At 62.1% G+C, this 11,935-nt stretch carries 17 protein-coding genes and 1 tRNA gene; all 18 read left to right on the top strand.

Features of this window, described 5'->3' with window-relative positions:
- Window positions 1-199, top strand: a 199-nt coding sequence (locus ACK4OE_RS23420; protein ID WP_409888614.1) for a hypothetical protein, incomplete at its 5' end; no start/stop codon positions are given.
- A tRNA-Gly gene (locus ACK4OE_RS23415) sits at window positions 179-252 on the top strand. The genes ACK4OE_RS23420 and ACK4OE_RS23415, both read left to right, overlap by 21 nt.
- Before the next feature lie 174 nt (window positions 253-426).
- Window positions 427-1,662 (top strand): tyrosine-type recombinase/integrase, encoded by a 1,236-nt coding sequence (locus tag ACK4OE_RS23410; RefSeq protein WP_409888612.1) that lies wholly within the window; start codon window positions 427-429, stop codon window positions 1,660-1,662.
- A gap of 51 nt (window positions 1,663-1,713) precedes the next feature.
- Window positions 1,714-1,959, top strand: a complete 246-nt coding sequence (locus tag ACK4OE_RS23405; RefSeq protein ID WP_409888610.1) for a hypothetical protein — start codon at window positions 1,714-1,716, stop codon at window positions 1,957-1,959.
- 101 nt (window positions 1,960-2,060) lie between these two features.
- Window positions 2,061-2,339: a hypothetical protein gene (locus ACK4OE_RS23400; protein ID WP_409888608.1), complete on the top strand. Its 279-nt coding sequence runs from the start codon at window positions 2,061-2,063 to the stop codon at window positions 2,337-2,339.
- A gap of 88 nt (window positions 2,340-2,427) precedes the next feature.
- Window positions 2,428-3,126, top strand: a complete 699-nt coding sequence (locus tag ACK4OE_RS23395) for a hypothetical protein (protein ID WP_409888606.1) — start codon at window positions 2,428-2,430, stop codon at window positions 3,124-3,126.
- Window positions 3,127-3,255: 129 nt separating this feature from the next.
- Window positions 3,256-3,480, top strand: coding sequence for a hypothetical protein (locus ACK4OE_RS23390; protein WP_409888604.1), 225 nt, complete (start codon window positions 3,256-3,258; stop codon window positions 3,478-3,480).
- Window positions 3,477-3,722, top strand: a complete 246-nt coding sequence (locus ACK4OE_RS23385) for a helix-turn-helix transcriptional regulator (protein WP_409888602.1) — start codon at window positions 3,477-3,479, stop codon at window positions 3,720-3,722. The genes ACK4OE_RS23390 and ACK4OE_RS23385 overlap by 4 nt, the downstream gene beginning before the upstream one ends.
- On the top strand, window positions 3,719-4,063 hold the full coding sequence (locus ACK4OE_RS23380; RefSeq protein WP_409888600.1) for a hypothetical protein: 345 nt from the start codon (window positions 3,719-3,721) through the stop codon (window positions 4,061-4,063). The genes ACK4OE_RS23385 and ACK4OE_RS23380 overlap by 4 nt, the downstream gene beginning before the upstream one ends.
- 570 nt (window positions 4,064-4,633) lie before the next feature.
- The gene (locus ACK4OE_RS23375) at window positions 4,634-5,101 is read left to right on the top strand and encodes a hypothetical protein (protein WP_409888598.1); all 468 of its coding nucleotides are present in this window, start codon (window positions 4,634-4,636) and stop codon (window positions 5,099-5,101) included.
- Window positions 5,102-5,228: 127 nt separating this feature from the next.
- Window positions 5,229-6,461 carry a phage major capsid protein gene (locus tag ACK4OE_RS23370; RefSeq protein ID WP_409888596.1) on the top strand — a complete coding sequence of 411 codons (1,233 nt, stop codon included), beginning with the start codon at window positions 5,229-5,231 and terminating at the stop codon, window positions 6,459-6,461.
- An 11-nt stretch (window positions 6,462-6,472) separates the two neighbouring features.
- Window positions 6,473-7,003, top strand: coding sequence for an HK97 family phage prohead protease (locus tag ACK4OE_RS23365; RefSeq protein ID WP_409888594.1), 531 nt, complete (start codon window positions 6,473-6,475; stop codon window positions 7,001-7,003).
- Window positions 7,000-8,223, top strand: coding sequence for a phage portal protein (locus tag ACK4OE_RS23360; protein ID WP_409888593.1), 1,224 nt, complete (start codon window positions 7,000-7,002; stop codon window positions 8,221-8,223). Before ACK4OE_RS23365 ends, ACK4OE_RS23360 begins: the two co-directional genes overlap by 4 nt.
- Window positions 8,220-8,690, top strand: coding sequence for an HNH endonuclease signature motif containing protein (locus tag ACK4OE_RS23355; protein WP_409888591.1), 471 nt, complete (start codon window positions 8,220-8,222; stop codon window positions 8,688-8,690). Before ACK4OE_RS23360 ends, ACK4OE_RS23355 begins: the two co-directional genes overlap by 4 nt.
- Window positions 8,687-9,145: a TerS protein gene (locus ACK4OE_RS23350; protein ID WP_409888589.1), complete on the top strand. Its 459-nt coding sequence runs from the start codon at window positions 8,687-8,689 to the stop codon at window positions 9,143-9,145. The genes ACK4OE_RS23355 and ACK4OE_RS23350 overlap by 4 nt, the downstream gene beginning before the upstream one ends.
- The gene (locus tag ACK4OE_RS23345) at window positions 9,142-10,641 is read left to right on the top strand and encodes a terminase large subunit (protein ID WP_409888587.1); all 1,500 of its coding nucleotides are present in this window, start codon (window positions 9,142-9,144) and stop codon (window positions 10,639-10,641) included. The genes ACK4OE_RS23350 and ACK4OE_RS23345 overlap by 4 nt, the downstream gene beginning before the upstream one ends.
- 193 nt (window positions 10,642-10,834) lie before the next feature.
- Window positions 10,835-11,122 (top strand): head-tail connector protein, encoded by a 288-nt coding sequence (locus ACK4OE_RS23340; protein ID WP_409888585.1) that lies wholly within the window; start codon window positions 10,835-10,837, stop codon window positions 11,120-11,122.
- Entirely contained in the window at window positions 11,119-11,436 is a 318-nt protein-coding gene (locus tag ACK4OE_RS23335; protein ID WP_409888583.1) for a phage head closure protein, read from the top strand. Before ACK4OE_RS23340 ends, ACK4OE_RS23335 begins: the two co-directional genes overlap by 4 nt.
- The last annotated feature ends 499 nt before the right edge of the window (window positions 11,437-11,935 follow it).

The following is an 11,935-nucleotide window of genomic DNA, read 5'->3' as shown; positions in this document are numbered from 1 at the left end:
TCTGCATCCCGCCGAAGGGGCGCAAACATGGGACGCAAGCCTCTGGCCAAACCCGTTTCGGGCGCGCCGCCGCGTGGCTACAATACGGCTGCTGATGAAACTCTGGCGCGGCAACTGCCAAGCCGGTGTTTTCACAGGCCTCACTGAAATACCGTTGTCCGTCAACGGCTTACAGAAGGCGGGTGTAGTTCAATGGTAGAACGGCAGCTTCCCAAGCTTCATACGAGGGTTCGATTCCCTTCACCCGCTCCATTTATGACTTTCATAACCAGTCATAAACAGTCAAAAACCCAATCAAATCAAGCACTTAGGCTAGTTTGAGCCGTCAAGTGCTGTCATGTTCCGCCATTGCAGCGCAGAACATTAGGGGGTACAAACTGGGGGAACAGGGCAAATTTGCCCCCTTTCCTGGAGTTTTGTTCCCCCATGCTCACCGAGATTGCCTGCAAAGCCGCCACCTGCCCAGACGACAAGCCGCGCGTGCGCTTTACCGACGCTGGCGGGCTGTATCTGGAGGTCACTCCGAACGGGGCAAAGCGCTGGTTCTGGAAGTACCGCTACGACAACAAAGAGAAGCGGCTTTCGCTGGGCAGCTACCCCGCCGTCAAGCTCAAAGAAGCGCGCCTGAACCGGGATGACGCCCGCAGGCTTCTGTCTCAAGGCAGCGACCCGGTGCAGCGCCGAAAGATCGACAAGGCCACCGCCCGCGTCAACTCGGGCACCACCTATGAGAAGGTCGCCCGCGAGTTCCACGCCTTGAAGGCGAAGGAATGGAGCGATGCCCATTTCACGAAGTGGATAAAGCTGCAAGAGGCAAACCTGTTTCCCTGGATTGGTCCGCTGCCTATCGCTGAAATCACCGCGCCGCTGCTGCTGGAGACTCTGCGCCGCGTGGAGGCCAGGGGCAAGAACGAAACCGCCCATTCCCTGCGCCAGTACGCGGGCCAGGTGTTCCGCTACGGCATGGCAACAGGCCGATGCACCCAAGACCCCGCCCACGCTCTGCGGGGTGCTTTGCAGGCCGTGATCGTCAAGCACATGGCCGCCGTGCTGGAGCCAAAGCAGGCCGGGGAACTGCTGCGCGCCATTGATGCTTACCACGGGCACCCGACGACGCGAGAGGCCCTGATCCTGTCCGCGCTGCTATTCCAGCGCCCCGGCAACATCCGACAGATGGAATGGGCATGGGTTGACCTGGAAGGCGGCCTGCTGACCATTCCGGCCGCATCCATGAAGCGCACCGTTCAAGGCAAGCGCACCGGCAAGCCTCACCTGGTCCCGTTGGCTCCGCAGGCCGTGGACTGCCTCAAGCGAATGCACGTTTTATCGGGCGCGGGCCGGTACGTGTTCCCCTCACTGCTGACCGGCGAACGTCCTATGAGTGACAACACCGTGAACACCGCGCTTCGCCGCATGGGCTACACCAACAGCGAAATGACCGCCCACGGGTTCCGTGCGATGGCCCGGACCATCCTGGGCGAACACCTGGAGACAGACCCCGAGGTGATCGAGGCGCAATTGGCCCACGGGAAATCCGGGCCGTTGGGCATGGCCTACGACCGCACCACCTACATGGCACAGCGCCGCAAGATGATGGTGGAGTGGGCCGACTACTTGGACAAGCTGCGCCAGGGCGCGGATGTGATCCCGCTTCGCGCATGAGAAACCGGCAAGCCCTGCGCCGGATCAAGCAGGGCAAAAGAGGAGGAACAGATGAACGAGATCGAACACACCAAAACCTCAATAGCAATCCAGCTTCGCGCCTTCACCGACTCGGCAAAGCTTGAGTTTGTTTTGGCCGCCATTGCGGGCCTCGGAGAGCTGGGGGGCAAGGAAGCCATTAAGCACATAGAGGAGCTGATGGACATTCAAGCAGATCGCAGCACGCCAAACGGTGACGCAATTTGGGCGGGCCTACTGCAAGCCTATGGGCGCGCCGGGAGGTTTCTTCCGGACTGATTCTTTTGGCTACGCTGCAGGGCCTTGACTGCGGCAAGGCGACAGCCAGGGCGATTCGAGCGCCGAGGCTGTCTGACCACAACGAAAGAAGGACTTTCACCATGGCTACCGAAACTGTAAACCAACGACGCGATGACGATACTGAAGACAGGGCGAACGAGGCCGCCGCACTGGGTGATCTGGTGCTATGGGTAAGCCAGGCGCGTGACCTCCTTGATGAGATCCGCAATGCCGCTGGGTATGAGGGTTCGTCGCTGGCTGTCGCACTGAAGCGCTTCGATATTCGCTACCACTCAGCCGATTGGACTGGTGGGGACGCTGGTGACGGCCTGGCCTATGTTCTCCATCGTCAAAACTATTTGATCAAGTCGCTGGCTTAATCCCATTCGCCAGCCCTAGCGCGATGGCGTGCAATCCGTTTCGTCTGACGGGCTGGGCTGGCACTTTTAATGGAGCGTGAGGGAACGCATGACAAAGCCATCCAAAGCCATGCAGCTGCTGCAACAGCGGCTTGCAGAAAACCCGCGATTGCCAGCCCCGACGCGGCATGTACTGAAGGCCCTGGCAAGCGAAGCCGGAGCCCCGGTATGGGACTTCTTCGGCCATGACGAGCCAAAGCTGTGGCGAGTCGTGGACCGTGTGCGCCAAGCATATGAGCAGACTTTGGCAGAGATGGCCAGGCCCAGTTCATCGCAAGAGCGGCAGGATATCGAGAGCATCATCACGCAGGCCAAAAAGCTCAAGACCGCAATCAAATCCTCGTCGTTGCCAGGGCGGACTGCATACCTTGATCGGTACGAGTTGCAAGCCGAAGATATGCCAGATGTGCCCATCGATGTAGGCTGGCACACGCTGCCCGCTGTTGGTCATTTTGGTTTCGGTTATCCGCTGGCAATCTGCGAAGTTTTGGACTGGGCCGCCGAGCTTGCGCAACAGCATCTTGATGGCCTGCCAGTCCGCGCAGTAACACGAAAAAAGGACCAGCCCGAGGTTACCGTGTTTGTGCGCAGGCTTGCTTGGCATTTCGGGGAGCGCGAGTTTGGCGAAGAGCATCGCACGGCCATCGCTCACATTGCCAACGCCGTTTTTGACCTGTCCGACCCGCTAGACGTAAAGGGAGTGGACGGTCGCCTCAAGGATCGAAAGAAACCTTTTTCCAAGACCTAAGAGGGCGTTTTTCTACGTTAGGTAGGCCATCCAAAACGCGCGCCATTTTTACAGTCATGTCCATGGCCCAAGCGAATCACTGCATACCGCAGCGAACACCGGGAGCCAGTAGCCAAGAAAGGGCTGGACATGACGCACCAAGCATTCACAATCCCGGAGTTCATCGGGCATTTCAAAGTCGGACGCACAAGCGCTTACGAAGAAATCGCCAGCGGGCGCCTGGCCACGTACAAGGTTGGCCGCCGCCGCTACATAAGCGCCCATGCTGCCGCCGAATGGCAGCGCAAACTTGAAGCCGAAACAAACCCGCCCAAGTCTTTCTGGGAAGCGTCTGATAGCGGGGTGACGGCATGAGCGTTCAACCGACCACCACCCACAGCAAACGCGCGTTGTCGCAGAGTCTCGACGCTGTGAAGATCGAAGATGCACTGCTGAAAATTCAAACCGTCACGGCTGTCACTGGCCTGTCTGAATCAAGCATTCGTCGCAAGGTGGCAGACGGAAAATTTCCCAAGCCCATCAAGGACGGCACGCGCTGCACCCGCTGGGTCGCCGGTAGCGTCACCGACTGGTTGCGCGCAAAGGGGGCAGCATGAAAAAACTCCCCCCGAAAAAGGCGATGGCCCCGACTGTTAGCGCAGTTGGAGCCATCCGGAAAAAACAAAAGCACCTGCAGTTTAGCGCGAAGTCCACCGCAACGGAAGCCCAGTACGACCGACTCCTTCGGCTCCTGCGGACTGGCAAGCGCAACACGATAGAGCTGCGCAGGGCGGGAATCATCGCCCCGGCCGTGCGGATAAAAGAGCTGAAAGACTGGTTCGGCTACGACATCCCCACTGTGGAGCGAATCGACATGTGGGACGACGAAGGCTTTCTGCACCCGCGCATCGCCGTTTACGAACTGGTATCAGAGCCAGATGGCGAACGGCCGCAATAGCGGCAAGCGGGGCGACACCGGGCGCGACTCGGGCGGCTTTGTGGCGCTGCCCTGGTCGGTGCTTGATTGCCCCGCCTACGCCGCCCTGAGCCACCCCGCGCGGGCGCTGCTGCTGGAAATCGCGCGTCAGTTCGTGCGCGACAACAACGGGCGTTTGCTTGCCTCGCGCGCATACCTTGGGAAGCGTGGATGGAATAGCCCGGACGTTATCAGCCGTGCAAAAAACGACCTGATTGCAGCGGGCTTCATTCACGAAACCGTGAAGGGCCACCGACCGAATAAAGCGAGCTGGTACGCGGTGACGTGGCGCGCGTTGGATCGGTTGTCAGGCTACGACGCAGGGGCCGCCGAGACGTTCGTGCGGGGTGCCTACCAAAACGCAAGTCTTAGACCGTCTCCCGTACTAGGGAAGGCGCTGATAGGTACGTCTCCCGTACTAGGGGCCACCGCCTCTAGTACGTCTTCCGTACCTATCAAGGCCGTTTCTGCCACCTCGCCTAGTACGTCTCCCGTACACCCTCTAGAGATGCCATCTCCTGAGCCTGAAACCACACACTGAAAGACAAGACCATGACCGACAAACTGACCCACCACCACCTGGTCGCCGAAGAAATAAACGACGAACATGGGCGGGCCCTTCTGCTAACCCAGCAAGACGGAATCGAAGAACCACATTCGGTGCTGGTTCACCCGTGGCAACTGCGCGCCGTGTGCCAACAGTTCGGAATCATCGCAAGCGACCAGCAAGCGGCAAAGACCATCGCCACCCTGCAGCGCCGCATGCAGGGCCTACGCGCCCGCATTGACGCCATCACCGACTGGATGACGCAGCACAGTGACCACCGGCACGCGGATCTAACCTACGAGGTGACGCAGTTGCAGGCGCTTCAAGACCTCGCCAGCGAGTGGTGCGCAGAGTTTGAGGAAACGGAACAGCCGCTTGATAAACCCAGTGGGTTTTCGATGGGTAACCCACAAGCAACCCACGAGGAAAAATCAGAAAAGCCGACTGCGGGGCAACTAGCTTTTCACGTCTGATTGTTCGCCAAAGTTCAGGGCTGGTTTATGTGCGCGCGCCCCCTTCCCAGCTCGTGCGCGCGCACGTAAAACGCTTTCATCAGCAACCGCCCGTCGTTCGATTGGGCACCTTTTGAAAGCCCAATTTATGCAACTCGCAGCCATTCGTGAAGCCCGCGCCAACAAGGTGGCAGAAGCCCGCCGCATCCTGTCCACCGCCGAAACGGAAAAGCGCAGCCTGAACCCTGCCGAGCAATCGGCCTTCGACAAGTTCAAGGCAGAAATCACCGGCCTTGAAGCCGACGAACAGCGCGCCACCTTCATGGAGGACTGCGAGCGCCGCGCCGCTGGTGATCCGGTGGGCGACCGCTCTTTCTCTGCGGTACAGCGCCAGGTCAACGTGGTGGAAGTGATCCGCGCGCAGATGGAGGGCCGCAGCCTTTCCGGCGCCGCTGCTGAGTTCGCGCAAGAAACCGAACGCCGCACCGGCCGCAAGGCGCAGGGTGTGTTTGTCCCGCTGTCGGCCATCGAGTCGCGTGCTGTGAACACCACCGGCACCGCTCCCGAGCTGGTGCCGACCATCCACCGCGCAGACCAGTACATCGAGCCCTTCCGCAATTCGCTGCTGGCCCGCCGCCTGGGCGTGCGCGTGCTGTCGGGCCTGTCGGGCAACCTGTCTATCCCCAAGCACGGCACCGGCACCACGGTTGGCTGGGTGGCTGAAAACGCTGCATTGCCCACAGGTGATATGAGTTTCGACGGCGTGACCCTTGCCCCCAAGCACGCGGGCGGCATCACCGAGCAGTCCCGCCAGCTCATCATGCAAAGCTCGCCCGACATTGAACAGCTGGTGCGTGATGACCTGTCTTTCATGCTGGCCCAAGCCATCGACAGCGCAGTCATCAAGGGCGGCGGCACCAATGAGCCGGTGGGCGTGCTGTCCACCAGCGGCATCCAGACCGCGAGCCTCGCCACTCTAAGCTGGCAGAACATCCTGGCCATGCTGCAGAAGCTGGACATCGTGAACGCCAGCGCCGCCAACATCGTGGCCAGCACCAAGGCCAAGGCCAAGCTGGCAGGCACCCTCAAGGCCGCGGGCATTGCGGGCTACATCCTGGAGGGCGGCAAGGTGGGCGACCTGCCCGCGTACTTCTCCAACCAAGTTGCAGAAAAGACCGGCACCCCCAACACGGGCCGCGTGATCGCTGGCGACTGGAGCCAAGTGATGTTGGGCATCTGGTCCGAAGTAGACATTCTGGTGAACCCTTACGCCGAGGGCGCCTACAGCAAGGGCAACGTGCTGATCCGCGCCATGGCCACGGTGGACGCCGCAGTCCGACACCCCGAGGCATTCGTGGTGGCCGACGATTTGGCCATCTAAGGAGCTGCGACATGTTGGAGCTTCGCGGACACGGCACGCTCAAGGCGACCGGCAACAAGACATTGACCGGCTACGCCGCCGTGTTCAATTCCGAGGCAGTCCTGGGAGACTTTTCAGAGGTCATCCGGCAAGGTGCCTTCGCCAAATCGCTGGCGACGGGCTCCAACATTCGCGCCCTGTATCACCACGACGGCACCGCACTCCTGGGAACCACCCGAGGCGGCACGCTGCAACTGCGAGAGGACGCGCATGGACTGGCTTTTCAACTGGCACTGCCTGACACCAGCCATGGGCGTGATCTGGCCATCTTGGTGGACCGTGGCGACGTGGCGGGCTGCTCCTTTGGGTTCAAGGTGCGCGACGGTGGCGACCGCTGGGAACAGCGCGGTGCGCAATTGGTGCGCGAGCTGCTGGACGTGGACCTGGTGGAAATCACCTTGACCTCAGACCCAGCATATTCAGACACCACGGTAGCAATGCGCAGCCGCCCGCATCAACAGGGCTTTGTTGACCTGAACCGCGCATGGATGGACACCGTATGAGCATCATCAACCGCGCTCTGTCTGCCATCGGCCTGGAGCGCCGCAGCGTCTCCGGCGGTGATCCGTACTGGAGCAACTTCGCCAGCCTGCGCAATGGTCCGGTGAACGACAAGACCGCCCAAGGCGTGAGCGCTGTCTATGCCTGCGTGCAAGCCATCAGCGAAACGACCGCCAGCCTGCCGCTGATCCTGTTCAAGCGCAACGGCGACGACCGCGAGCGCGCATCAGACCACCCGCTTTACAAGGTGCTGCACGACCAAGCCAACCCCGAGCAGACCGCCCTGGAGTTCCGCGAGTACATGCAGGCCGCCGTGCTGCTGCGCGGCAACGCCTTTGCCCGCATCGTGCGCGGCTGGGATGGCCAGGTACGGGAGCTGTGGCCCCTGTCCCCTGATCGTGTCTCAGTGCTGCGCGTGGGCGATAAGCTGGCCTACGACTACATCGACACGAAGGGCATCGTTCACCGGCTGCTGGCTCATGAGGTGCTGCACCTGCGCCACCGCCTGGGTGATGACGGCGTGTTGGGAATCTCGCCCATCGCCGCAGCCCGCAGCGTGGTGGAGCTGGCCATTGCTGAGGGTGAGCATGGGGTGAACACCTTTACCAACGGCGCCAAGCTGCTAGGGGTTCTCAAGTTTCCCGGCAAGCTCAAGCCAGAACAGCGCACCAACATCCGCGAGAGCTGGGCCAGCCAACACGCTGGAGGCAGCAACGCGGGCCGCACTGCTGTGCTGGAAGAAGGCGTGGACTTTCAGGCCCTGTCCATGACGCTGGAGGATGCCGAGTGGATCGCCGCACGCCAGTTCTCTGTGGAAGAAGTGGCCCGCCTGTTCCGGTGCCCGCCCACTGTGATCGGGGACTTGCGAAACGGCAACTACTCCAACAGCGTGGAGATGGCCCGCCAGTTCGTGACCCAAACCCTACGCCGCCACCTGGTGGCATGGGAGCAAGGCATTGCAGCCAAGTGCCTGACAGACGCAGGCCGCCGCATGTACTTTGCCGAGCATCAGGTGGAAGGGCTGCTGCGTGGCGATGCCACCAACCGCGCCGCTTTCTACAGCTCCGGCATCAGCGACGGATGGATGCTCAAGTCCGAAGCCCGCAAGCTGGAGAACCTGCCCGCCATCGAGGGCCTGGACGACCAGCCCAAGGCACCAGCACCCAGCGCCACCCCTGCGCCGCTGCCGTACCCGAGCAAGCAACAGGAGGCCACGGCGTGAAGATGCTGGACCCCTGGAAGGCACGCGGTTTGAAGATGGCCGACGACCTGCCGCGCAAGCCTTTGACCATTGCGGACATTCGCACCAAGCGCTGGACCAAAAAGGGCAACGGGCGACTGCTGCCGCTCAACTCCGAAGCCTGGTATCGACTGCGCCGCACGGTACTGGCTGAGGTGCCGCTGTGCCAATACTGCCCGCCAGGTGTCATCACGCCCGCCACCGAGGTGGACCACAAGAACAACGATCCAGCGGACAACAGCCGGGAGAACCTGGTGAGCTGCTGCAAGCATTGCCACTCGATCAAGACGATGGCCGACATGTACGGCAGACCGGCGCGCATGGGCTGCGATGCCGAGGGCAACCCCATCAACCCGTCGCATCCATGGAATGAGAAATCACGGGCAACCGATGGCCCAGAACCGACCTGTTCCCCTTACGCAATCGCTAACCGAGGAAACGAGCCATGAAGGTGACGCCCCGCCGCAAGCGCTCCGACTCTGCCGCAGCCGCCATTGCTGCAACCCAAGCCGCAGCCCTTGGACCCTTGGAACCGCCCGCGCACGTCACCCTGCGCCTCGGTGATCGCCCATTCTGGAACGCCATCATGCTGGCCCGCGCCCGCGACACCTGGACCGAAGTGGATCTGACCACCGCCGCGACCCTGGCACGCACTCAGGCCGACATTGAAGACCTGCACGCAACCCTGGCCGCCGCTGGCTACCTGCTGGGCGACAAGCCGCACCCGCTGGCCGCCGTGGTGGAAACATTGGCCCGCCGTGCCGTGGCTCTAACCCGCGTCCTGCACGTCCACGCCGAGGCGACCGTGGGCAAGTCCGAAGACGCCGCCAAGGCCTTGGAGCTGGAGCGCAAGGCCCGCCAGGAAGAAGGCGACGACCTAATCCCGAGGCTGCGCGCGGTATGAGCCGAGCCGAGCGAGTCATCCGATTTATTCAGGGCTACTGCCTTGTGCCCGATGGCGCGCAGGTGGGCCAGCCGCTGGTGCTGGACGACTTTCAAAAAGAGTTCATCCGGGCGATCTACGACAACGCTGCAGGCACCCGCCGCGCCATCCTGAGCGTGAGCCGCAAGAATGGGAAAAGCGGGCTGATTGCTGGCCTGCTGCTGGCCCACCTGGTAGGACCCGAAGCGAAGCAAAACAGCCAGCTGGTGTCCGGTGCCATGAGCCGGGACCAAGCCGCCCTGGTGTTCAACCTGGCCAGCAAGATGGTGCAGCTGTCCCCCAAGCTGTCGGCCATCGTGCGGATCGTGCCCAGTGGCAAGCGCCTGCTAGGCCTGCCCCTGAACACTGAGTACAAAGCCCTCGCAGCGGACGGCAAGACGGCGCACGGCCTTTCACCCGCGCTCGCCATCTTGGATGAGATCGGCCAGGTGCGTGGTCCGCAGTCCGACTTCATCGACGCCATCACCACCAGCCAGGGCGCGCACGAAGCGCCGCTGCTGATCGCTATCAGCACCCAAGCTGCCAACGATGCCGACTTGTTGAGCCAATGGATTGACGACGCCAGGGCCAGCAAAGACCCGCGCATCGTCTGCCAGGTGTACGAAGCGCCCGAGGGCTGCGACCTGCTGGACGAGAGCGCATGGCGCGCCGCCAATCCAGCCCTGGGTACGTTCCGCAGCCTGGACGACCTGCGCGAGCAACTGACGCAGGCGCAGCGGATGCCGAGCATGGAGAACACCGCGCGCAATCTGCTGCTGAATCAGCGGGTTTCGACTGTCTCGCCGTTCATCAGCCCGGACGTGTGGAAGTCCTGCGCCGCCCGCGTGCTGCCCTTTGATGGTGTGGTGTTCGCTGGCCTGGACTTATCGGCGCGAACTGACCTCACGGCCCTGGTGATCGTGGGCCAGGTGGATGACGTGTGGCAGGTGCAGTGCCACTTCTGGACCCCTGAAATCGGCCTGGCAGACCGTGCCCGCCGTGATCGTGCCCCATATGACCTGTGGGCACGCCAGGGCCTGTTGCACACGACGCCAGGCGCCACCGTTGATTACGAACACGTCGCCCAAGACATGGCCGCGCTGCTGTCCGAGCTGGACGTGCAGGCCGTGGCCTATGACCGCTGGCGCATCGAGCTGCTGCGCAAGGAGCTGGACAAGATCGGCGCAGACCTTCCGCTCGTGGAGTGGGGCCAAGGATTTAAGGACATGGCGCCCGCGCTGGATGCGCTGGAAGCCGAGCTGCTGAATGGGCGCATCGCCCACGGTGGACACCCGGTGCTGACCATGTGCGCCGCCAATGCCGTGGTGACCAAAGACCCGACCGGCGCGCGCAAGCTGGACAAGGCCAAGGCCACCGGCCGCATCGATGGATTGCAGGCCCTGGCCATGGCCATGGGCGTGGCATCGAGGGCCGAACAAGCCCAGTTCGTGGGGTTCGATGCCTTCACGTTTGTTTAGCCCTGCCTGGGGGCGCCGCAAGGCTAGCCAGGACACGTTTTAGTCGGCCAGTGACGTGTCATGAAACCGACCCCGACAGCCAGCGAGTGGGCTTTCACGGACGGCGCGCAGAAGTGAGTGATTCACCAATGCGAGCCTGGGCCCTGATTACCTTTCCCCACGGCGCTGGCACCCCTACAACTGAGGAACCATCATGGCTGCACTATTGACCCTGGACGAAGCGAAGCTGCACTGCCGCGTTGACCACGACGACGAAGACGCACTGCTGGGCGCGCTGATCGCCACCGCCACCACCGCCGTGGCCGATTACATGAACATGGATGCGGACGATGTGGACGACACCGCGCCGCCCCCGGTGAAGTCTGCCGCCTTACTGCTGGTGGGCACGCTGTACGAACACCGTGAGAGCCAGGGCGAACGGCAGTTCTACAAGAACCCGGCTTTCGAGGCTCTGCTGAACCCCTACCGGGTCCACGCATGAAAGCGGGCGACCTTGACCAGCGCGTGACGGTGGAGCGCTACACGAGCACCGAAGACGAGCTGGGCCAGCCCATCGAGTCCTGGGCGCCCCTGTTCACCTGCTGGGCGGCAGTGGAGCCGCTGACGGGCCGGGAGTTCATCGCCGCTCAGGCCGCGCAGTCTGAGGTGACGGCCCGTATCAGGATGCGGTTTCGACCATGGATGACCAGCCAGGACCGCGTGATCCATGGGGGCACCACCTACGGTATCGAGAGCGTGATTGATGTGCGCTCAGAGCACCGCGAGCTGGTGCTGATGTGCAAGGCGCTGGGGTGACCTGCTACCCTGTTTCTACTTCTGGCGAAACACGGGAATAGAACCAATGGCGATGGGGAAAAAGTGGGGGTAAAAAATAAATCGAATCGCTGAAAACAAGCACCCATGCGGCATAGAAGCAACAGTTGGACTCCCTTCACCGTCCAGCCCCCTTCGGCTGATCATCTCCCCCCCGTCCTTGCCTTTGCTGTTGTTTTGACCGCGCATGCTGCACGGATGACGGCATGGGCGCGCGCCCATCCAGTAGGGCATGTCAAGCCATTTGCTGACGCCACGCGGCCGCCACCCACGCCACCATTCTGGAACGACCTCCTTTGGAGGGGCACTATCGTGTGAGGAAATGAATGGCTTCCAAAGACAAGGACTCAGCACAGAAACCCGCCGCCAGCAAGAAGCCAAGCACGGCGCAGGAAGGCAAGGACGCCAAGGCACAACGCGAGCTGGGCATCGTCGGGCCACATGGCGACATGCGGCTGGCCTCGGTCATCATCGAAGGCTA

Source organism: Acidovorax sp. (assembly GCF_046314175.1).
Taxonomy (GTDB): domain Bacteria; phylum Pseudomonadota; class Gammaproteobacteria; order Burkholderiales; family Burkholderiaceae_C; genus Acidovorax.
The sequence above is the reverse complement of the archived record's forward strand: the minus strand, read 5'-3'. Positions and strand labels throughout refer to the sequence as shown.

Coding starts and splice junctions, on each gene's coding strand:
- ACK4OE_RS23395 (WP_409888606.1), top strand. CDS start 2,428: ATGACAAAGCCATCCAAAGCCATGCAGCTGCTGCAACAGCGGCTTGCA.
- ACK4OE_RS23360 (WP_409888593.1), top strand. CDS start 7,000: ATGAGCATCATCAACCGCGCTCTGTCTGCCATCGGCCTGGAGCGCCGC.
- ACK4OE_RS23375 (WP_409888598.1), top strand. CDS start 4,634: ATGACCGACAAACTGACCCACCACCACCTGGTCGCCGAAGAAATAAAC.
- ACK4OE_RS23365 (WP_409888594.1), top strand. CDS start 6,473: ATGTTGGAGCTTCGCGGACACGGCACGCTCAAGGCGACCGGCAACAAG.
- ACK4OE_RS23380 (WP_409888600.1), top strand. CDS start 3,719: ATGAAAAAACTCCCCCCGAAAAAGGCGATGGCCCCGACTGTTAGCGCA.
- ACK4OE_RS23340 (WP_409888585.1), top strand. CDS start 10,835: ATGGCTGCACTATTGACCCTGGACGAAGCGAAGCTGCACTGCCGCGTT.
- ACK4OE_RS23410 (WP_409888612.1), top strand. CDS start 427: ATGCTCACCGAGATTGCCTGCAAAGCCGCCACCTGCCCAGACGACAAG.
- ACK4OE_RS23385 (WP_409888602.1), top strand. CDS start 3,477: ATGAGCGTTCAACCGACCACCACCCACAGCAAACGCGCGTTGTCGCAG.
- ACK4OE_RS23345 (WP_409888587.1), top strand. CDS start 9,142: ATGAGCCGAGCCGAGCGAGTCATCCGATTTATTCAGGGCTACTGCCTT.
- ACK4OE_RS23370 (WP_409888596.1), top strand. CDS start 5,229: ATGCAACTCGCAGCCATTCGTGAAGCCCGCGCCAACAAGGTGGCAGAA.
- ACK4OE_RS23405 (WP_409888610.1), top strand. CDS start 1,714: ATGAACGAGATCGAACACACCAAAACCTCAATAGCAATCCAGCTTCGC.
- ACK4OE_RS23350 (WP_409888589.1), top strand. CDS start 8,687: ATGAAGGTGACGCCCCGCCGCAAGCGCTCCGACTCTGCCGCAGCCGCC.
- ACK4OE_RS23390 (WP_409888604.1), top strand. CDS start 3,256: ATGACGCACCAAGCATTCACAATCCCGGAGTTCATCGGGCATTTCAAA.
- ACK4OE_RS23335 (WP_409888583.1), top strand. CDS start 11,119: ATGAAAGCGGGCGACCTTGACCAGCGCGTGACGGTGGAGCGCTACACG.
- ACK4OE_RS23400 (WP_409888608.1), top strand. CDS start 2,061: ATGGCTACCGAAACTGTAAACCAACGACGCGATGACGATACTGAAGAC.